The 19,288-nt window shown below is 70.3% G+C and carries 21 protein-coding genes; 3 read left to right on the forward strand and 18 right to left on the reverse strand.

Annotation, left to right across the window (positions count from 1 at the left end):
- Positions 1-148: 148 nt before the first annotated feature.
- The 6 genes from ACKOB8_RS13590 to ACKOB8_RS13615 all read right to left on the reverse strand — a co-directional run bounded on the left by ACKOB8_RS13590 (position 149) and on the right by ACKOB8_RS13615 (position 6,681).
- Positions 149-1,597: a prolipoprotein diacylglyceryl transferase gene (locus tag ACKOB8_RS13590; RefSeq protein WP_526378108.1), complete on the reverse strand. Its 1,449-nt coding sequence runs from the start codon at positions 1,595-1,597 to the stop codon at positions 149-151.
- Positions 1,594-2,403: a tryptophan synthase subunit alpha gene (trpA, locus tag ACKOB8_RS13595; RefSeq protein WP_526378110.1), complete on the reverse strand. Its 810-nt coding sequence runs from the start codon at positions 2,401-2,403 to the stop codon at positions 1,594-1,596. Before trpA ends, ACKOB8_RS13590 begins: the two co-directional genes overlap by 4 nt.
- On the reverse strand, positions 2,400-3,680 hold the full coding sequence (trpB, locus tag ACKOB8_RS13600) for a tryptophan synthase subunit beta (RefSeq protein WP_526378112.1): 1,281 nt from the start codon (positions 3,678-3,680) through the stop codon (positions 2,400-2,402). Before trpB ends, trpA begins: the two co-directional genes overlap by 4 nt.
- Positions 3,681-3,697: 17 nt before the next feature.
- Positions 3,698-4,516, reverse strand: a complete 819-nt coding sequence (trpC, locus tag ACKOB8_RS13605; RefSeq protein WP_526378114.1) for an indole-3-glycerol phosphate synthase TrpC — start codon at positions 4,514-4,516, stop codon at positions 3,698-3,700.
- A 90-nt stretch (positions 4,517-4,606) separates the two neighbouring features.
- Positions 4,607-5,167 carry a TIGR02234 family membrane protein gene (locus tag ACKOB8_RS13610; protein WP_526378116.1) on the reverse strand — a complete coding sequence of 187 codons (561 nt, stop codon included), beginning with the start codon at positions 5,165-5,167 and terminating at the stop codon, positions 4,607-4,609.
- Complete coding sequence (locus ACKOB8_RS13615; RefSeq protein ID WP_526378118.1) at positions 5,164-6,681, reverse strand: anthranilate synthase component I; 1,518 nt, start codon at positions 6,679-6,681, stop codon at positions 5,164-5,166. Before ACKOB8_RS13615 ends, ACKOB8_RS13610 begins: the two co-directional genes overlap by 4 nt.
- Positions 6,682-6,804: 123 nt before the next feature.
- On the opposite strand from ACKOB8_RS13615, the gene ACKOB8_RS13620 reads away from it, so the two are divergent.
- The gene (locus ACKOB8_RS13620) at positions 6,805-7,260 is read left to right on the forward strand and encodes a peroxiredoxin (RefSeq protein WP_526378120.1); all 456 of its coding nucleotides are present in this window, start codon (positions 6,805-6,807) and stop codon (positions 7,258-7,260) included.
- Here ACKOB8_RS13620 and hisI read toward each other — a convergent pair.
- Genes hisI through hisD form a run of 8 tightly spaced genes read right to left on the reverse strand, consistent with a single transcriptional unit; the run spans position 7,257 to position 13,650 of the window.
- Complete coding sequence (gene hisI, locus ACKOB8_RS13625; RefSeq protein ID WP_526378122.1) at positions 7,257-7,610, reverse strand: phosphoribosyl-AMP cyclohydrolase; 354 nt, start codon at positions 7,608-7,610, stop codon at positions 7,257-7,259. The two genes, ACKOB8_RS13620 and hisI, sit on opposite strands and share 4 nt — an antisense overlap.
- Positions 7,607-8,395 carry an imidazole glycerol phosphate synthase subunit HisF gene (gene hisF, locus ACKOB8_RS13630; RefSeq protein ID WP_526378124.1) on the reverse strand — a complete coding sequence of 263 codons (789 nt, stop codon included), beginning with the start codon at positions 8,393-8,395 and terminating at the stop codon, positions 7,607-7,609. Before hisF ends, hisI begins: the two co-directional genes overlap by 4 nt.
- On the reverse strand, positions 8,392-9,198 hold the full coding sequence (locus ACKOB8_RS13635) for an inositol monophosphatase family protein (RefSeq protein WP_526378126.1): 807 nt from the start codon (positions 9,196-9,198) through the stop codon (positions 8,392-8,394). Before ACKOB8_RS13635 ends, hisF begins: the two co-directional genes overlap by 4 nt.
- A 1-nt stretch (position 9,199) precedes the next feature.
- Entirely contained in the window at positions 9,200-9,934 is a 735-nt protein-coding gene (gene priA / locus ACKOB8_RS13640) for a bifunctional 1-(5-phosphoribosyl)-5-((5-phosphoribosylamino)methylideneamino)imidazole-4-carboxamide isomerase/phosphoribosylanthranilate isomerase PriA (protein ID WP_526378185.1), read from the reverse strand.
- Positions 9,935-9,951: 17 nt separating this feature from the next.
- Positions 9,952-10,569, reverse strand: a complete 618-nt coding sequence (gene hisH, locus ACKOB8_RS13645; RefSeq protein WP_526378128.1) for an imidazole glycerol phosphate synthase subunit HisH — start codon at positions 10,567-10,569, stop codon at positions 9,952-9,954.
- Positions 10,566-11,195 carry an imidazoleglycerol-phosphate dehydratase HisB gene (hisB, locus tag ACKOB8_RS13650; protein WP_526378130.1) on the reverse strand — a complete coding sequence of 210 codons (630 nt, stop codon included), beginning with the start codon at positions 11,193-11,195 and terminating at the stop codon, positions 10,566-10,568. The genes hisH and hisB overlap by 4 nt, the downstream gene beginning before the upstream one ends.
- The gene (locus ACKOB8_RS13655; protein ID WP_526378132.1) at positions 11,192-12,325 is read right to left on the reverse strand and encodes a histidinol-phosphate transaminase; all 1,134 of its coding nucleotides are present in this window, start codon (positions 12,323-12,325) and stop codon (positions 11,192-11,194) included. Before ACKOB8_RS13655 ends, hisB begins: the two co-directional genes overlap by 4 nt.
- Positions 12,322-13,650 carry a histidinol dehydrogenase gene (gene hisD, locus ACKOB8_RS13660; RefSeq protein WP_526378134.1) on the reverse strand — a complete coding sequence of 443 codons (1,329 nt, stop codon included), beginning with the start codon at positions 13,648-13,650 and terminating at the stop codon, positions 12,322-12,324. Before hisD ends, ACKOB8_RS13655 begins: the two co-directional genes overlap by 4 nt.
- 81 nt (positions 13,651-13,731) lie before the next feature.
- Between hisD and ACKOB8_RS13665 the strand changes: the two genes are divergently transcribed.
- Positions 13,732-14,154, forward strand: a complete 423-nt coding sequence (locus ACKOB8_RS13665; protein ID WP_526378136.1) for a nitroreductase family deazaflavin-dependent oxidoreductase — start codon at positions 13,732-13,734, stop codon at positions 14,152-14,154.
- A gap of 15 nt (positions 14,155-14,169) precedes the next feature.
- Here the strand turns inward: ACKOB8_RS13665 and ACKOB8_RS13670 are convergent, their stop codons facing one another.
- The 4 genes from ACKOB8_RS13670 to nadA all read right to left on the reverse strand — a co-directional run bounded on the left by ACKOB8_RS13670 (position 14,170) and on the right by nadA (position 18,575).
- Positions 14,170-15,024, reverse strand: a complete 855-nt coding sequence (locus ACKOB8_RS13670; RefSeq protein WP_526378139.1) for a formate/nitrite transporter family protein — start codon at positions 15,022-15,024, stop codon at positions 14,170-14,172.
- A 73-nt stretch (positions 15,025-15,097) separates the two neighbouring features.
- On the reverse strand, positions 15,098-15,955 hold the full coding sequence (gene nadC / locus ACKOB8_RS13675) for a carboxylating nicotinate-nucleotide diphosphorylase (RefSeq protein ID WP_526378141.1): 858 nt from the start codon (positions 15,953-15,955) through the stop codon (positions 15,098-15,100).
- Positions 15,952-17,478 carry an L-aspartate oxidase gene (locus ACKOB8_RS13680; RefSeq protein ID WP_526378143.1) on the reverse strand — a complete coding sequence of 509 codons (1,527 nt, stop codon included), beginning with the start codon at positions 17,476-17,478 and terminating at the stop codon, positions 15,952-15,954. The genes nadC and ACKOB8_RS13680 overlap by 4 nt, the downstream gene beginning before the upstream one ends.
- Positions 17,475-18,575 carry a quinolinate synthase NadA gene (gene nadA / locus ACKOB8_RS13685; protein ID WP_526378145.1) on the reverse strand — a complete coding sequence of 367 codons (1,101 nt, stop codon included), beginning with the start codon at positions 18,573-18,575 and terminating at the stop codon, positions 17,475-17,477. Before nadA ends, ACKOB8_RS13680 begins: the two co-directional genes overlap by 4 nt.
- Here nadA and ACKOB8_RS13690 point away from each other — a divergent pair.
- Positions 18,567-19,259 carry an NUDIX domain-containing protein gene (locus tag ACKOB8_RS13690; protein WP_526378147.1) on the forward strand — a complete coding sequence of 231 codons (693 nt, stop codon included), beginning with the start codon at positions 18,567-18,569 and terminating at the stop codon, positions 19,257-19,259. The genes nadA and ACKOB8_RS13690 overlap by 9 nt on opposite strands.
- Positions 19,260-19,288 lie beyond the last annotated feature (29 nt).

The following is a 19,288-nucleotide window of genomic DNA, read 5'->3' on the forward strand; positions in this document are numbered from 1 at the left end:
TCGCCGATGATGCGCTCGAGGAGCACGTAGCCTTCGCGGAAGTAGTGCTCGCGCTGCGCCTGGGTCAGCACGCGCGGCGGAATCTTGAGGATGGTCTCGGGCGTCATGGGTCTGCTCCTCCCTGCAAGAAGCCAAGTATAGCGGTCACTCAGTCGCCGCTGCGCGCGTTGACGCCCCACAGCAGCCGCCTGATGCTCGCGCCCAGTTTCGGTGCCCGGGACACGGGCTCGGGTTCTGCTTCCGACTCCGGCTCAGCCTCGGCTTCCGGCTCCGGCTCAGCCTCGGCTTCCGGCTCCGGCTCGACCTCGGCTTCCGGCTCCGGCTCGACCTCGGCTTCCAGCTCGGGCTCCGGCTCGACCTCGGCTTCCGGCTCAGCCTCCGCCTCGACCTCGCCGACCGGCTCCAGCACCTCGGTCGCTGCGGCCTGGGTGTCGGCGGCCTGGAATTCGGCCGCTTCGGCGAGGTTCGCGGCGTCCACGTCATCGAGCTCGACGTCGATCTGATCGTCGATCTGATCGTCGATCTGGTCATCGATCTGATCGTCGATCTGGTCACCCGGGGTGTCGGAGTCACCGACGGCGGCGGCATCCTCGGCTTCGTGCTCGCCGGCCACCATGACCGCGGCGAGGATGCCGCTGCCCTTGGCCGCACCCACCAACTCCTCGGCCAGTTCCTCCGCGAGTTCCTCGGCCCGGCCCTCCCGGGTCTCCTCGTCCTCGGTCGTGGCGTGCTCACCGCGCAGGGTGGCTGGATCCTCCCGGCCCTTCGGCGCCAACACCAGGTACACCACCGCGCCGATGAAGACGAAGGTGGCGGTGAAGACGTTGATCCGGATCCCGGCGATCTGGGTCGCGGTGTCGTCGCGCAGCAGCTCGACCCAGAACCTCCCGACGCAGTAGGACGCGACGTAGAGGGCGAAAAGCCGGCCGTGCCCGATCCGGTACCTGCGGTCGACGTAGAGCAGCAGGACGAAGACCAGGATGTTCCACAGCATCTCGTAGAGGAAAGTCGGGTGGACGACTGCGGCGACCTGGCCCGTGGAGACCCCGTCCAGGGAATGGACGTCCACCATGCCCGAGGCGTCGCGGCGGTAGAACACCTCCATCCCCCACGGCAGCGAGGTTTCCCGGCCGTAAAGCTCCTGATTGAAATAGTTGCCCAGCCGCCCGATCGCCTGCGCGAGCACGATTCCCGGCGCGATGGCGTCACCGAAAGCCGGCAGCGGAATCCCCCTGCGGCGGCACGCGATCCACGCGCCCACGCCGCCGAAGGCGACCGCGCCCCAGATACCCAGACCGCCCTCCCAGATCCGCAGCGCGGCGCCGAGGCCCGCACCTCCGTCACCGAAGTAGGTTTTCCAGTCGGTCATCAGGTGATAGAGCCGCCCGCCGATCAGCCCGAAAGGCACCGCCCACAGGGCGATGTCGTAGACGACGCCGCGCTCCCCGCCGCGCGCCTCCCACCGGCGGTCGCCGATCACCAGGGCGACGATGATGCCGACGATGATGCACAGCGCATACGCCCTGATCGGGACGGGGCCGAGGTACCAAACACCCTGCGGTGGGCTCGGGAAGGCAGCCAGCAGCGTTGTGGTCACGCCGTCCCGACCTTCTCCCGGACGCCCTCAGCCAGCGCCTCGGTGAGGTCGTGCACCGCGGTCAGGCCGGTCGACAGCGCCGACACGAGGGCCGATCCGACGATCACGCCGTCGGCATAGTCCGCGATCTCCGCAGCCTGCTCCCGCGAGCGCACGCCAAGGCCCACCCCGACAGGGATGTCGGAGATTGCCCGGACCCGGCGCACCAGATCCGGTGCGGCCTGCGACACCTCGTCGCGCTGACCCGTCACGCCCATCGTGGAGGCCGCGTAGACGAACCCCCGCGACGCGTTGACCGTGCGCGCCAGTCGTTCCGGCGTCGATGAGGGGGCCACCAGGAAGATCCGGTCGAGGTCGTGACTCTCGGCCGCCGCCAGCCAGTCACCGGCCTCATCGGGAATCAAGTCGGGTGTGATCATCCCCAGCCCGCCGGCCGCGGCCAGATCCCGCGCGAACGCGTCGACTCCGTAATGCAGAATCGGGTTCCAGTACGTCATCACCACGGCATTGCCGCCGGCGGCACTGATCTTCTCGACGGCGTGCAGTGTGTCGCGAACCCGCACCCCCGCCTGCAGCGCGGCCTCGGTCGCACTGGCAATCACCGGGCCATCCATGCCGGGATCGGAGTAGGGCACGCCTACCTCGATGATGTCGCAGTCGCCGCTCATCGCGACCATGGCCGCGATCGAGGTCTCGACGTCGGGATAGCCGGTCGGCAGGTAGCCGATCAGCGCGGCGCGCCCCTGCGCGCGGCAGGTCTCGAACAGCGGGCCCAGCCGGCCGGGCGGACTGTGGGCGACGGTCATGAGGCGTTCGGTCCCGCCCCGTCGAACAGTCCGAACCACCGCGCTGCCGTCTCGACGTCCTTGTCGCCACGGCCGGACAGATTGATCATCAGCAGCGAATCCGGGCCGAGTTCGGCGGCGAGATCCATGGTGCCTGCCACCGCATGTGCGGTTTCGATGGCCGGGATGATTCCCTCCAGTTGGCTGAGCGTCCGGAAGGCCTCCATCGCCTGGCTGTCGGTGATCGGCCGGTACTCGGTTCGGCCCAGTTCCTTGAGGAAGGCGTGCTCGGGCCCAACGCCCGGGTAGTCCAATCCGGCTGAGATCGAGTGGGATTCGATGGTCTGCCCGTCTTCGTTCTGCAGGAGGTAGGAGTATGAGCCCTGGAACGCTCCAGGAGAACCGCCGGAGAAGGTTGCCGCGTGCCGGCCGGTCTCGACCCCCTCGCCGGCCGCCTCGAATCCGACCAGGCGCACCCCGGGGTCGTCGATGAAGGCGTGGAAGATTCCGATCGCGTTCGATCCGCCACCCACACAGGCGGTCACCGCGTCGGGCAGCCGACCGGCCTGCTCGAGAATCTGGGCGCGCGCTTCCAGTCCGATGACGCGCTGGAAGTCGCGGACCATCATCGGGAAGGGATGCGGACCGGCCGCCGTGCCGAAGCAGTAGTAGGTGCGCTCGGCATTGGTCACCCAGTCGCGGAACGCCTCGTTGATGGCGTCTTTGAGGGTCTTTGATCCCGATTGCACCGCAACCACCCGGGCGCCCAGTAACCGCATCCGCGCCACGTTCAGCGCCTGTCGGGCGGTGTCGATCTCACCCATGTAGATGATGCACTCCAGGCCCAGTAGGGCGCAGGCGGTCGCGGTGGCGACTCCGTGCTGACCCGCACCGGTCTCGGCGATGACCCTGGTCTTACCCATCTGGCGGGCGAGCAGTGCCTGGCCGAGGACGTTGTTGATCTTGTGCGACCCGGTGTGGTTGAGATCTTCGCGCTTGAGGAAGATCCGTGCGCCCCCGACGTGATCGCTCAGCCGCGCGGCCTCGTACAACGGCGAGGGGCGGCCGGCGTAGTACGTCTGCAACCGGTCGAGCTCGTCGAGGAAGGTCTGGTCGGTGCGCGCCTTCTCGTAGGCGGCGGTGACCTCCTCGATGACCGCCATCAGCGCCTCGGGCACGTACCGGCCGCCGAAGACCCCGAAGTGGCCGCGAGCGTCCGGGTCGTGGCTCGTCGGATCGGCCAGCGCCGCACTGGCGCGGGGCAGGCTGGGGACGCTGGCAGAGCGGGTGTCGGGCATGTCTGCGCTCGGAGAACTCAGCGTGCCGGCTTCGGACACGACGGGTGCGCGCCGGCGGTGACCAGATCGGCGACGGCACCGCGCGGGTCGTCGCTGGTGACCAGACCCTCCCCGACGAGCACGGCGTCCGCGCCGGCGCCGGCGTAGGCGAGCAGGTCGGCGGGACCGCGCACCCCGGACTCGGCGACCCGGATCACCTCGGAGGGCAGACCCGGCGCGATCCGCCCGAAGCAATCGCGATCGATGGAGAGGGTCTTGAGATCGCGCGCGTTGACGCCGATCACTTTCGCGCCGGCCTGCAGGGCTCGGTCGGCCTCTTCCTCGGTGTGCACCTCGACCAGAGCCGTCATGCCCAGCGACTCCGTGCGCTCGAGCATCGACACCAGCGCCGGCTGATCGAGCGCGGCGACGATGAGCAGCAGCATGTCGGCACCGTGCGCGCGGGCTTCGTGGATCTGATAGGGCCGCACGATGAAGTCTTTGCGCAGGATCGGTATCGCGACGGCGCGGCGCACCGCATCGAGATCGTCGAGCGAACCCTGGAACCGTCGCTCCTCGGTCAGCACGCTGATCACCCGCGCGCCGCCGCCCTGATACGCCTTGGCGAGCGTGGCCGGATCGGAGATCGGCGCGAGCTGCCCGCGAGAGGGGCTGGCCCGCTTGACTTCGGCGATCACCCCGATGCCGGGTTCGCGCAGGACCGCCATCACGTCACGCGCGGGAGGGGCGGCCTCGGCGGCGGCCTTGACCTCGGCCATGCTCACCCGAGCTTCGCGAGCGGCGACGTCGGCACGGACTCCTTCGAGAATGGAGTCGAGCACGGTTGCCGAACTCATGACAGCCGGATCCCCTCTGCGGTGTCTGACAATCGCCGGTGTGGGTGAAAGGGTAGCCGCCCTGCGGGCGGAGCCCGTCACCGACCCTGGTTAGAGGGTCGGGTCACGGCCCTCGTCCAGCGCGTCCCAGATACCGCGCTCGGATACCGCCCCGACCTCGCTGTCCCCCGCCGCTCCCGGCGCGGCGTACCGGGCCGGAGCGCTCGCGCCCGACACTGCGGCGCGCATCAGCAACACCGCGGCCGCCAGCACACAGACCGCGGCGATCAGGGTGAGCACGGCACCGCCGATGTGGCGCTCGGCACCGACCAGCGTGACCACCGGCACCGCGGCCAGATCGGCGCCGCGCGGCCCGACGTCGGGCACGACGAACAGGCTGATTCCCAGATACCCCATCACCAGGCAGGCCAGCGCGGTCAGCGCGGCAACCCCCCGCAACGGCCAGCCCCGGACCGCCAGTGCCGCAACCGCGGTCGCCAGCAGCAGCACGGCCAGCGGAAGCAGGGCGTTGGACCACTGGGCCCCGCTGACCATCGATGTCTTCGGCTGACCCAGTCCGTCGGCGGAACGCACCGACACCCACGGAAGTCGTGACGCCACCCACAGCCCACCCGCCGAGACGACCAGCAGCAGCTGCGCCACCCGGATCACGGCGCCGCCAGGGTTTCGGCCGCCGCGATGGCGTTGAGCACGGCCCTGGCCTTGTTCACCGCCTCGGTGTACTCGTATGGCCCGTTGGAGTCGGCCACGACCCCGCCGCCGGCTTGGACGTAGGCGCTGCCCGCACGCATCAGCGCGGTGCGAATGGCGATGGCGAAGTCCGCGTTGCCGGCGAAGTCGAGGTAGCCGACCACGCCGCCGTAGAGACCGCGACGGGTGATCTCCACCTCCTCGATGAGCTCCATCGCCCGCACCTTCGGCGCTCCGGACAGCGTGCCCGCCGGGAAGCAGGCGGTGACCGCGTCCAGCGCGCTGCGCCCCTCGGTCAGCTGCCCGGTCACGGTGGACACCAGGTGCATGACGTGGCTGTAGCGCTCGATGTGGCTGTAGTCCTCGACCCGAACCGTTCCCGGCGCGCAGACCCGACCCAGATCGTTGCGCCCCAGATCGACGAGCATCAGGTGTTCGGCGAGTTCCTTCTCGTCGGACAACAGCTCCTTCTCCAGAAGCTGGTCCTCCTCCTCGGTGTGACCGCGCCACCGGGTGCCCGCGATGGGGTGTGTGGTCGCCCACCCATCGTGGACGGTGACCAGCGCCTCCGGACTGGATCCGACGATCGAAAACGCCGTTGCGCCGGCGCCGTCCGGAATCTGCAGCAGATACATGTAGGGACTGGGGTTGGAGACCCGCAGCATGCGGTAGACGTCGATCGGATCGGCGTCGGTCTCCATCGCGAACCGCTGCGACGGGACGACCTGGAAGGCTTCGCCCGCCTCGATCTCCTTGACCAGACGCTCGACCACTGCCCCGTACTCCTCGGGTGTGCGCTGCGGCCGGAAGTGCGGCTCGGGCCGGTCGAACGTCGCGACGGTCGACCCCAGCGGCTGCCCCAGCGCAGCCGTCATGGTGTCCAGGCGCCCGACGGCGTCGTCGTAGGCCAGATCGATGTGCTCCTCGCAGCCCGCCCAATGCACCGCGTTGGCGATCAGGGTGATGGTGCCCTCGTGGTGGTCGACCGCGGCGAGGTCGGTGGCCAGCAGCAGCAGCAGATCCGGCAGTCCGAGGTCGTCGTCCGCCAGGGCGGGCAGCCGCTCCAGTCGGCGCACGAAGTCGTAGGCGAAGAAACCCACCATGCCGCCCGACAGCGGCGGCATGTCCCCCGGCAGCGGACCGGCCGACAGCAGGTGCAGCGTGGCGTGCAGCACGTCCAGCGGGTCGCCCTCGGTCGGTGCGCCGCTGGGCACCGGGCCCAGCCACACCGCGCGCCCGTCCCGAACCGTCAGCGCTGTGGGGGCACCCGCGCCGATGAACGACCAGCGCGACCACGACCGCCCGTTTTCCGCCGACTCCAGCAGGAAGGTGCCGGGACGGTTGCCGGCCAGCTTGCGATAGGCCGACAGCGGGGTCTCGCTGTCGGCGAGCACTTTGCGGGTCACCGGAACCACGCGGTGCTCGGCAGCCAGGGCGCGGAACTGCTCCCGGCTGGTGGTCGCGGTGGATTGCACGGGGTACATCTTCCCAGACCAAATCCCAGACCAAATCCCAGACCAACTCCCAGACCAACTCCCAGACCAAATCCCAGACCAGCTCCCAGACCGGGGCGGGCCGACCGGCGTAGCGTTGCACCCATGAAACCTGGCGACCGCGTCCCCGACTTCGAACTCCCCGATCAGACTGGCACGATGCGCTCGCTGGCCGGTCTGCTCGCCGACGGCCCGATCGTGCTGTTCTTCTACCCGGCGGCAATGACCCCGGGCTGCACCAAGGAGGCCTGTCACTTTCGCGATCTGGCACCGGATTTCGCCGCGGTCGGCGCCGCCCGGGTCGGGATCAGCACCGACCCGGTGGCCAAGCAGGCGAAGTTCGCCGACTCCCAGCGCTTCGACTACCCGTTGCTCAGTGACTCCGACGGGAAGGTGGCCGAGATCTTCGGCGTCAAGCGCGGGCTTCTCGGCAAGTTCATGCCGGTCAAGCGCACCACCTTCGTCGTCGACACCGACCGCACGGTGCTCGACGTCATCGCCAGCGAGCTCAACATGGACACCCACGCCGACAAGGCGCTGGAGGTGCTGCGGGGACGCTAGTGCCCCGCTTCGGGCCCGAGCAGCAGGTCGGCGTCGAAACAGGTCTGCGCCCCGGTGTGGCAGGCCGGACCGGTCTGGTCGACGTCGAGCAGGATCGTGTCGCCGTCGCAGTCCAAGCGGACCGCGTGCACGTACTGGGTGTGCCCGGAGGTCTGGCCCTTGACCCAGTACTCGCCGCGCGAGCGTGAATAGTAGGTCGCCTGCCGGGTGGCCAGCGTGCGTGCCAGGGCCTCGTCGTCCATCCAGGCCACCATCAGCACCCGGCCGCTGCCGCGCTCCTGGGCCACCGCGGCGACCAGGCCGTCGGGGTTGCGCTTGAGACGCGCGGCGATCGTCGGGTCGAGCATCATCTGACGGTAATGCCCGCCGCGGCCATCGCGGCTTTCACCTCGCCGATGGTCAGCTCCCCGAAGTGGAAGACGCTGGCCGCCAGGACCGCATCGGCGCCGGCGCGCACCGCCGGTGCGAAGTGCTCCGCGGCGCCGGCCCCGCCGCTGGCGATCACCGGCACCCCGACAGCCGCCCGTACGGCCCGCAACATCGGCAGGTCGAACCCGGCTTTTGTCCCGTCGGCGTCCATCGAGTTGAGCAGAATCTCTCCGACACCGAGCTCCGCCCCGCGCGCCGCCCACGCGACGGCGTCGATCCCGGTGCCCCGCCGCCCGCCGTGGGTGGTGACTTCCCAGCCCGACCGGGTGGGCTCGCCAGCAGGGGGCACCGTGCGGGCGTCGACGGAGAGCACGATGCACTGGGACCCGAACTGGCGGGCCAGTTCGGCGAGCAGCTCCGGGCGTTCGATCGCCGCGGTGTTGACCGAGACCTTGTCCGCACCGGCGCGCAACAGCGCGTCGACATCCGCGACCGACCGCACGCCGCCGCCGACGGTCAGCGGGATGAACACCTGCTCGGCGGTGCGCCGGACCACGTCGAGCATGGTGGCACGGCCCGAGGACGACGCGGTGACGTCCAGAAAGCACAGTTCGTCGGCACCCGCCGCGTCGTAGGCCGCGGCCAGTTCCACCGGATCGCCGGCGTCGCGCAGGTTGGCGAAGTTGACGCCCTTCACCACCCGGCCGGCGTCCACGTCCAGACAGGGGATGATGCGCACCGCCAGTTGCGCGGGCGTACCCGTCACCGGTACTGCTCCGGCTGATCCAACTCGGACAGGATCTCCAGTACCTGCCGGTGCACACCCGGCGCGGCGGCGAGCGCCGAGCGCGAGGTCAGCGTCCAGGGCTCGCCGGTGAGGTCGGTGACGATACCCCCGGCCGTTCGCACCAGAGCGACCCCGGCGGCGTGATCCCAGACGTGGTGGCCGAAACTGATTGCCGCACCGAGTATCCCGGCGGACACGTAGGCGAGGTCGATACCGGTCGCGCCGTGCATCCGTATCTTCGCGCAGACCCGGCTGAGGGCCTCGAACACCGCCAGCCGGTAGCGGCCGGGGAACCGTCCGCCCCATCCCGCGTTGAAGGTGCCGACGCCGACCACCGACTGCGCCAGTTCGGCGCGCTGAAGCGACGGCTGCGCGACACCGTTGCACCACATCGGGCCACCGATCGCGGCGGTGTAGCGCTGGCCGACGAAAGGCAGCCACGTCAACCCCGCCACGGGTTCACCGTCACGCAGCAGGCCGAGCAGAATGGCCGCCATGGGCGATCCGGCCGCATAGTTGAAGGTGCCGTCGATGGGGTCGAGGACCCACACCAGCGGCTCGGTCAGGTCGGCACCACCGAATTCCTCGCCGTGCACGCCGATGCCGGTGGCGGCTTCCAGTTCGCCGACCACCTGCCGTTCGATCGCCAGGTCGATCTCAGTGGCGAAGTCGTTGCCGCGCTTGGCGACTGCCGAACCGGCCCGGTGACCGGCGACGAACGCCTCGGCCGCCCGGTCGAGGATCTTCGCCGCCTGCGCGACCAGTTCAGCGGGATCGCGCACGTTAACGGCGCACCGCCGCAAGCGCCTCGGGGAGGGTGAAGCGACCGGCGTAGAGGGCCTTGCCGACAATGGCCCCCTCCACCCCGCTGCCGGTGAGGGTGGCGATGGCCCGCAGATCATCCAGGCTGGAAACCCCACCGGAGGCGATCACCGGAGCGTCGGTGCATTCGGCCACGCCCTCGAGCAGGTCGAGGTTCGGACCCGTCAGGGTGCCGTCCTTGGTCACGTCGGTCACGACGAATCGCGAACAGCCCTCGCTGTCGAGCCGTTCCAGAACCTGCCAGAGGTCTCCGCCGTCGGTCTCCCAGCCGCGGCCGCGCAGGCGGTGCTCGCCGTCGACGATCTGCACGTCGAGCCCGACCGCCACCCGTTCGCCGTGCGCGCCGATCGCCCGGGCGCACCACTGCGGGTTCTCCAGAGCGGCGGTGCCGATGTTGACCCGGGCGCAGCCGGTGGCCAACGCGGCCCGCAGCGACTCGTCGTCGCGGATGCCGCCGGAGAGTTCCACGTTCACCGTGACCGCATCGACGATCTGGGCGAGCAGCTGGTGGTTGCTCCCCCGCCCGAAGGCGGCGTCGAGATCGACGAGGTGAATCCACTCGGCGCCGTCCCGCTGCCAGGTCAGCGCGGCGTCGAGGGCCGAGCCGTAGCCCGTCTCACTGCCGGCCTTGCCCTGCACCAGCCGCACGGCACGACCGTCGACCACGTCCACGGCGGGCAGCAGGATCAGCGGCACCGCCGGCGAGCCGGGGCTCACAGGCCCCCGACCCAGTTGGCGAGCAGTTCCGCGCCGGCATCACCGCTCTTCTCCGGATGAAACTGAGTCGCCGACAGCGCGCCGTCCTCGACCGCCGCGAGGAAACGGTCGAGGTGGACGGCCCAGGTCAGCAGCGCCCCGGGATCGCCCTCCCAGCGCTGGGCGGCGTAGGAGTGCACGAAGTAGAACCGGGTGCCGGGATCGATCCCCTTGAACAATCGGCTGCCCGCGGCGGCGTCGACCACGTTCCAGCCCATGTGCGGGACCACCGGGGCATCCAGGCGGGTGACCGAACCCGGCCACTGCCCGCACCCGCGGCTTTGCACGCCGAACTCCACACCGCGGGCGAAGAGGATCTGCATGCCGACGCACACCCCGAGCACCGCCCGGCCCGCGGCGATCCGCTCGGCGATGATCTGGTCGCCGCCGATACCCCGCAACCCGGCCATGCAGGCCTCGAACGCCCCGACACCGGGGACCACCAGCCCGTCGGCGGCCAGCGCAGCCGACCGGTCGGCGCTCACCGCGACCTCGGCACCGACACGTTGCAGTGCGCGCTGGGCGGAGCGGAGGTTTCCCGAGCCGTAGTCGAGCACGACGACGCGTGCTGTCACAGAACACCTTTGGTGGAGGGAATCCCGACCACCCGCGGGTCGGGTTCGACAGCCTGCCGCAGGGCCCGGGCCACCGCCTTGTACTGCGCCTCGGTGATGTGGTGCGGGTCGCGGCCGTAGATGACCCGCACGTGCAGCGCGATGCGCGCGTTGGCGGCCAGCGACTCGAAGACGTGGCGGTTGATCACGGTGTGATATGGCGCTCCGGTGCCGCCGATGGTGAACTCCTCCAGGTACGCGGGTTCTCCGGTGTGCACGAAGTACGGCCGCCCGGACACGTCGACGGCGGCGTGGGCCAGCGTCTCGTCCATCGGGATGTAGGCGTCGCCGAATCGCCGGATCCCCTTCTTGTCGCCGAGTGCCTCGGCGAGCGCGGCGCCCAGCACGATCGCGGTGTCCTCCACGGTGTGATGCGCCTCGATCTCCAGATCGCCGCGGGCGATCACCGACAGGTCGAAACCGGCGTGGCTGCCCAGTGCGGTGAGCATGTGGTCGAAGAACGGCACACCGGTCTGGATCTCGACCTGGCCGGTGCCATCGAGGTCGAGTTCGACCACGATGTCGGATTCCTTGGTCGTGCGTTCGATCCGGGCGTAGCGGGCGCGGCGGACGGAGGTGTCGGTCATGGTGCTCCTAGGGGCTGGGCCAACTCGGTGGCGGCCAGCGTGCGGCTGACGGCCAGGAAGGCGTCGTTCTCCTCCGCCAACCCGATGGTGACACGCAGGTGGCCGGGGATGCCGACGTCGCGGATCAGCACGCCGTCGTCGAGGTAGCGCTGCCACGCCTCGGCCGCGCCGCCGAAGGTCCCGAACAACACGAAATTGGCGTCGCTGGGGATCACCCGGAAACCCAGATCCCGCAACGCGGCGCTGACCCGCTCGCGTTCGGCCACCAGAGCCGCGACCGAGGCCAGCGTCTCCGCGCAGTGCCGCAGTGCGGCGCGGGCCGCGGCCTGCGTGATGACCGACAGGTGATAGGGCAGCCGCACCAGCAGCACCGCCTCGATGACCGCCGGTGTCGCCACCAGATAGCCGAGGCGGCCGCCGGCGAAGGCGAACGCCTTGCTCATGGTGCGGGTGACGATCAACCGTGCCGGGTAGTCGGCCAGCAGCGTGAGCGCACTCGGACGATCGCAGAACTCCCCGTAGGCCTCATCGACGATCATCACCCCACAGGTCATGGCATCGAGCAGCCGGCGCAGGTCTGCCGGCGGCACGCTCTGCCCGGTCGGATTGTTCGGGCTGGTGACGAAGACGACGTCGGGCTGCTGCGCGCGGATCGCCCCGATCGCCGCGTCGGTGTCGAGGGTGAAGTCGGATCCGCGGGCCACCTCGATCCACCCGGTCTGGGTGCCCTCGGCGATCAAAGGGTGCATCGAGTAGGACGGCACGAAACCCATCGCGCTGCGCCCCGGGCCGCCGAACGCCTGCAGCAGTTGCTGCAGGATCTCGTTGGATCCGTTCGCCGCCCAGATGTTCTCGACGCCCACCTCGACCCCGGTTCGGGCGGTGACGTAGGCGGCCAGATCGCTGCGCAGTGCGACGGCGTCGCGATCGGGGTAGCGGTGCAACCGCCCGGCCGCCTCGCGCACCGACTCAGCCACGTCGTCGACGAGGGCGGCGCTGGGCGGGTGCGGATTCTCGTTGGTGTTCAGCCGCACCCCGACATCGAGTTGCGGCGCTCCGTAGGGCGACTTGCCGCGCAGTTCCTCCCGCAGCGGCAGGTCGCCGAGGCGCACGCCGTCCCCGGCGCTCACCGCTCGAACCTCCGCCGTACCGCCTCGCCGTGCGCGGGCAGGTCCTCGGCGTTGGCCAGGGTGATGACATGCCCGGAGACATCCTTGAGCGCCGCCTCGGTGTAGTCCACGACGTGGATTCCGCGCAGGAAGGTCTGCACCGACAAACCGCCGGAATGCCGAGCGCAGCCGGCGGTGGGCAGCACGTGATTGGAGCCGGCGCAGTAGTCCCCAAGGCTGACCGGCGACCATGGGCCGACGAAAATCGCTCCGGCCGAACGGATCCGGGACGCGACGTCCGCCGCGTCGGCGGTCTGAATCTCCAGATGCTCGGCGGCGTAGGCGTTGACCACCCGGATTCCCTCGTCGATGTCGTCGACCAGCACGATGCCCGACTGCGGACCGGTCAGCGCCGCGGTGACCCGCTCGCGGTGCACGGTGGTCTGCAGCTGCGCGCTGAGTTCGGCGTCGGTGGCCTCGGCCAGTTCGACGCTGTCGGTGACCAGCACGCTGGCCGCCAGCACGTCATGCTCGGCCTGGCTGATCAGATCGGCGGCAACGTGCACCGGGTCGGCGGTGTGGTCGGCCAGGATGGCGATCTCGGTGGGACCCGCCTCGGAATCGATGCCTACGCGGGAGCGGCAGATCCGCTTGGCCGCGGTGACATAGATGTTTCCCGGACCGGTGATCATGTCGACCGGGTCCAGTTCGGCACCGTCGGTGTCGGTTCCGCCGAAGGCCAGCAATGCCACCGCCTGCGCTCCCCCGACCGCCCACACCTCGTCGACTCCCAGCAGCGCGGCCGCGGCCAGGATGGTCGGGTGCGGCAGCCCGCCGAAGTCGGCCTGCGGCGGACTGGCCACCACCAGCGAATCCACCCCGGCGGCCTGGGCCGGCACGACGTTCATCACCACGCTCGACGGGTACACCGCGGTGCCGCCGGGGACGTAGAGGCCGACCCGCTCCACCGGCACCCAGCGCTGCGTCACCGCCGCCCCGGAGCCGACCAGGGTGGTGGTGTCGGTGCGGCGCTGCTCGGCGTGTACCGCGCGGGTGCGGTCGATGGCCACCTCCAGGGCGGCGCGGACGTCGGGGCCCAGCCGGTCCAGCGCTGTTCGGGCGTGCGCCGGGGGAACCCGGACGGTGTCCGGTCGAACCCCGTCGAACCGGGCGCCGTACTCCAGGGCAGCAATCGCGCCCCGGCCGGCCACATCCTCGACGATCGGGCGGACATCGGGCACCACGGCGTCCACATCGACCCCGCCCCGGGGCAGCGCAACACGCAGCTGCGCGGCGGTCAGGGTCCGGCCGCGCAGGTCGGTCCGGGTCATGGCGAAGTGGCTCATCAGCCCAATTGTCGCCGATGGGCGTATCCGATGGAAAATCGTTTCCCCGTCGCCTGTGTCGTGACCGGGCAAGATGGTCCTGTGCGGACTCAGGATCACCCCAATAACGCCCCCGGCGTCCCGATGCGGTTTCCGGTCTGGCTGGAAAACTTCCAGCTCAGATACATCAACCCGGTGGCCGTGCCGATCGCCCGCTTCGTGCCCGGGATCACCGTCATCCGCCACCGCGGGCGCACATCGGGCCGGACCTACCAGACCGCGGTGTCGGTCTACCGCAGGGGCGACACCGCGGCGATCATGCTGGCCCACGGCAAGACCAACTGGGTGAAGAACGTGCTGGCCGCCGGCGAGGCCGATGTGCTGCTGCGCGGCCGCTTCGTGCATCTGGTCAATCCCAGGATCGTTCCGGCGGGCACCGGGGACCCTTCGCTGCCGTGGATGGCGCGGATGGCGGCGCGGCGCGGCATCGGCGTGTTCGTCGCCGATGCCACCACCTCCACCTGAGGGCGGGCGGACCGGCTAGCCCGGCGGGATCTGGCCCTCGGCAGCGCCGCGGTGGGCGGCATGAAAGGCGTACCCGAAGGGCAGCGCGACCAGGAACGCGCCGCCGATCATGTTGCCGATACCGACCGGGATGACGTTCCACTCCAGGGCCACCCGCCAGCCCGGACCGTCACCCTGGGCCGAGAGCAGTCCGAAGTAGGCCATGTTGGCCACGCTGTGCTGGAAGTTGGCCGCGCAGAACAGCGTCACGGCCAAGAACACCGAGATGTACTTGCTGATGATCGTTCGCGCCATGGTGGCGAAGAAGGCCGCCATGCCCACCATCCAGTTGGCCAGCACACCGGACAGCATCGCCTGGAACCAGGCTCCGGTCGTGCCCACCGAGTGGTAGTACATCTTCTTCGCGACGAACGCCGCCAGGGTGTCGTGCATCTCCGGCGGGTAGACCTGGGCGCGGCAGATCAGCCAGCTGGTGAGCACCGCCCCGATGAAGTTCCCGACCAGGGCCAGCACCCAGAACAGCACCAGCCGCCGCGCGAACACCCTGGGGTGCTGCAGCAGCAGAGTCGAGGGCAACACCACGTTGGCCTCGGTGAACAGAATGGCCCCGGACAGGATCACGAAGAAGAACCCGGCCGAGAAGCCGAGTCCCTGCAGCAGATACCGCGGGCCCTGGCTCTGCACCTGCTCGGACAGCAGCACCGAGAACAGCGCACCCATCGTGATGAAGCCGCCCGCCATCACCGAGAGCACCATGATCTGCGGCACCGTCGTGTCCCGGATGCGGCGGATGCCGTCGCGGGACAACTCCTCGATGACGTACTGGGAAGACAGGTACTGGGCCCGGGGTTGGGCGTCGGCGTCTGTCATGCGCGGGGCCTGTCGTTGGTGGTGGGCCGAAGCGTGTGCGGCTGCTGACGCTACCGTCCCGACAGGGCGGGCGTCACAGATCCAAGCCGACGTCGAGCACCCGCACCGAGTGGGTCAGCGCCCCGACCGCCAGGTAGTCCACGCCGGTTCCGGCGTACTGCGCCGCGGTTTCCAGGCTCAGCCCTCCGGAGGATTCCAGCTTGACCTCCGGTGCGCGGGCGTCGCGGCGCTGCACGGCGATCTGGGTCTGCCACACCGGGAAGTTGTCCAGCAGGATCAGTTGCACGTCCTCGCCGAGCACCTCGTCGAGTTGCTCGAGGGTGTCGACCTCGACCTCGCACGGCAGCTCGGGTGCGGCCGCGCGCACCGCGCGCAGCGCCGCCACCACCGAACCGGCCGCCGCGACGTGGTTGTCCTTGATCAGCGCGGCGTCCCCGAGACCCATCCGGTGATTCACCCCGCCGCCGATCCGCACCGCGTACTTCTGCATCGCCCGCAGCCCGGGCAGGGTCTTGCGGGTGTCCCGGATCTTTGTCGCGGTGCCCTCGACGGCATCCACCCACGCCGCGGTCGCCGTGGCGATACCGGAGAGGTGACAGACCAGGTTGAGCACGGTGCGCTCGGCGGTGAGCAAGCCGCGGGTGTCGGCCTGCAGCCGCAGCAGCGCCTGCCCGGGTTGGAGCCGGGTGCCGTCGCGGACCTGCTCGAGCACGCGATAGTTGTCCGGCCCGAGCACCTCGTCGAAGACCATCAGGGCGATGTCCACCCCGGCGGCGACCCCGGCTTCCCGCGCGACCAGTGCCGCGTCGGCGACCGACCCGGCCGGCACCGTGGCGATCGTGGTGACGTCGGGGCCATAGCGCAGGTCCTCCTCGAGACCGCGGCGAATGGCCGCCAACGCCTCGGCCCGCTCGTCGGCGGTGAGCGTCACAGCAGTGGCGCGGTCGCAGCCGGCTGCTCGTGAACGGTGCGGCTGACGGCCTGGGCCGGGTCGGTGTCGGGATAGTCACCGCGGTGGTGGCAGCCGCGGCTCTCGGTGCGGGCCAACGCTGCGGCGCAGACGACACGCGCGGTCGCCGTCAGGGCGACGTCCTCGAAGTCGGCCCGGGAGCGGATCTGCCGTACCGGGGCGTCGTGCAGCACGGCAGCGAGGTCGTGCAATCCGCCGTCGCGGACCACCGACGCCCATCGCGACATCGCCTGCTGGAGCTCCGGCCGGGCCAGCGAATCATGCTGGGCGGCATCGGCTTTGGCTGTCGGCGATCCGGCTGTGCGGGCGTGCCCGGCGGCCGCACGCCCGGCACGTGCGCCGACCACCAGTCCTTCCAGAAGACTGTTGGAGGCCAGCCGGTTGGCGCCGTGCATACCGGTTCGGGCCACCTCCCCGGCGGCCAACAGACCCGGCAGCGAGGTTCGGCCGAACACGTCGGTGCCCACCCCGCCGCAACTGTAGTGGGCACCCGGGACCACCGGGATGGGCTGGCGGGTCGGGTCGACACCAGCGGCACGGCAGGCGGCCGTCACCGTCGGGAAGCGCTGCGCCAATCGCTGCACGGATCGGGCGTCGAGGTAGACGCAGGCGTCGCCGGTGGCCCGCATCCGGGCATCGATCGCCGCGGCCACCACGTCGCGCGGTGCCAGGTCGCCGAGCGGGTGCACCCCGGCGGTGACTGATTCACCGCGGGCGTCACGCAGCACCGCACCCTCCCCGCGCAGCGCTTCGGTGATCAGCGGACGGCGGCCCGTGCCCCGCGGGTCGAACAGCATGGTCGGGTGGAACTGGATGAACTCGATGTCGGTGACACCGACGCCGGCCCACAGGGCCAGCGCGATGCCGTCGCCGGTGGAGCCCTCCGGATTGGTCGTCGCACTGTAGAGATGCCCCAGTCCGCCGGTGGCCAGGATCACCGAGGACGCGTGGATCACGCCGAGGCCGTCGGCGTTGCGGACCAGGACCCCGGTGACCGCCGAGTCGTCGTGCAGGATCTGCAGCGCGACATGGTTGCGGCGGATGTCCAGGGTGTCCGCGGCGTGGTCGAGTGCGCGCTGCACCTCCGCGCCGGTGGCATCCCCCCCGGCGTGCATGATGCGACGCCGCGAGTGGCCGCCTTCGCGGGTCAGCGCCCACTGGCCGGGAGCGCTCTCGTCGAAGCGGGCCCCGGCGGCGATCAGGTCGGAGACGGCCTTGAATCCGTCGGCGACGATCGAGCGCACCGCGTCGGGATCGCACAAGCCCGCACCGGCGGCCAGGGTGTCGGCGACGTGGGAGTCGATGGTGTCGTCGGTGAACGGCAGCACCACGGCGATCCCGCCCTGGGCGTAGAAGGTCGCGGTCTCCGGGGCCTTGCTCAGGATCACGGTGTGGGCACCGCTTCGGTGCGCGGCCAATCCGGCCGCCAGCCCGGCGACTCCGGTTCCGACCACCACCACGTCGGCGCGCTGCTGCCAGTTCATTCCCCACTCCCCGGCTGGCCGATCTCGATCATCCGCGCCACGCTCGCACGGGCGCGCCGTGCCGTGTCCGGGTCGACGTCGACCTCGTCGGCGCCGTCGACCAGACAGCGCAGCAGCGCCGCCGGCGTGATCATCTTCATGTACTTGCATGACGCCCGATCGTTGACCGCCTGGAAGTCCACGCCCGGGGCGGCCTTGCGCAACTGGTAGAGCATGCCGACCTCGGTGGCGACCAGCACCTGCGTGGCGTTCGAGGTCCGCGCGGCGTCGAGCATGCCGCCGGTGGACAGGATCTTCACCCGCTCCGCCGGAAACGCCCCCTCACCGGCCAGGTAGAGAGCCGACGTGGCGCAGCCGCATTCGGGGTGGACGTAGAGCTCGGCTTCGGGGTGGCTGCGGGCCTGGGCGGTCAGTTCATCGCCGTTGATGCCGGCGTGGACGTGACACTCGCCGGCCCAGACGTGCAGGTTCGTCCGCCCAGTCATCCGCCGCACGTGCGCACCGAGGAACTGATCCGGGCAGAACAACACCTCGCGGTCGGCCGGGATGGACTGGACCACTTCGACGGCGTTGGAGGAGGTGCAGCAGATGTCGGTCAGCGCCTTGACCGCGGCGGTGGTGTTGACGTAGGACACCACGACCGCGTCGGGGTGCTCGTCGCGCCAGGCGGCCAGATCCTCGGCGGTGATCGAATCCGCCAGCGAACAGCCGGCCCGCTGGTCGGGAATCAGCACCGTCTTGTCGGGAGAGAGGATCTTGGCGGTCTCCGCCATGAAGTGGACACCGCAGAACACGATGGTGTCCTCGGGCGCCTCGGCCGCGATGCGCGACAGTGCCAGCGAGTCGCCGACATGGTCGGCGACGTCCTGGATGGCCGGGACCTGGTAGTTGTGCGCCAGGATGGTGGCGTTGCGCAGCCGGGCCAGCCGGCGAACCTCGGCGGCCCACGCGGCGTCGGCGGCGACCCCGCCGTAGCCCGCCGGACCGTCGGTGATGCGGGCGGCCAAGACCGCCGCCGTGCCGTCGCCGGCCACGGTGTTCACCACCGCCTCCCGCTGCGGGGAGGTTTTCGACTTACAATCGAAAACATGACTCATACTAGCACCCAACACGAGGTGCTGGCGGTGGTATTCCAAGTCCGCGATCTGGCGGTCGGCAAACCCAGTCTGAACGTGCTGTTATGGCAGCGCGCCCTGGATCCCGAGCGGGGCAAATGGTCGCTGCCGGGCGGCCGGCTGCGCGACGCCGAGGACCTCATCAGCTCGGTCCGTCGCCAGCTCGCCGAGAAGGTGGACCTGCGCGAGATCGCCCACCTCGAACAACTCGCGGTGTTCTCCGAGCCGGCCCGGGTGCCCGGCGCGCGGGTCATCGCCTCGACCTTCCTGGGTCTGGTGCCCTCCCCCGCGACGCCCGCGCTGCCCCCGGACACCCGCTGGCATCCGGTGGCCCAGCTGCCGCCGATGGCCTTCGACCACGGGCCGATGGTCGACTACGCGCGCTCCCGGCTGGCCGCCAAGCTGTCCTACACCAATATCGGGTTTGCGCTGGCCCCCAGGGAATTCGCACTGTCGGCGCTGCGCGACATCTATGGCGCGGCGCTGGGCTACCAGGTCGATGCCACCAACCTGCAGCGGGTCCTCGCGCGACGCGGGGTGATCACCCGCACCGGGACCACGGTGCACCCCGGCCGCAGCGGCGGGCGCCCGGCGGCGCTGTACCGGTTCACCGAGTCGCGGCTGCGGATCACCGACGAGTTCGCGGCACTGCGCCCACCCGGCTGATGCCGCGAGTGGATTCTTAGACCTTTCTT

It is taken from the genome of Mycobacterium sp., from assembly GCF_046091765.1.
Lineage (GTDB): Bacteria > Actinomycetota > Actinomycetes > Mycobacteriales > Mycobacteriaceae > Mycobacterium.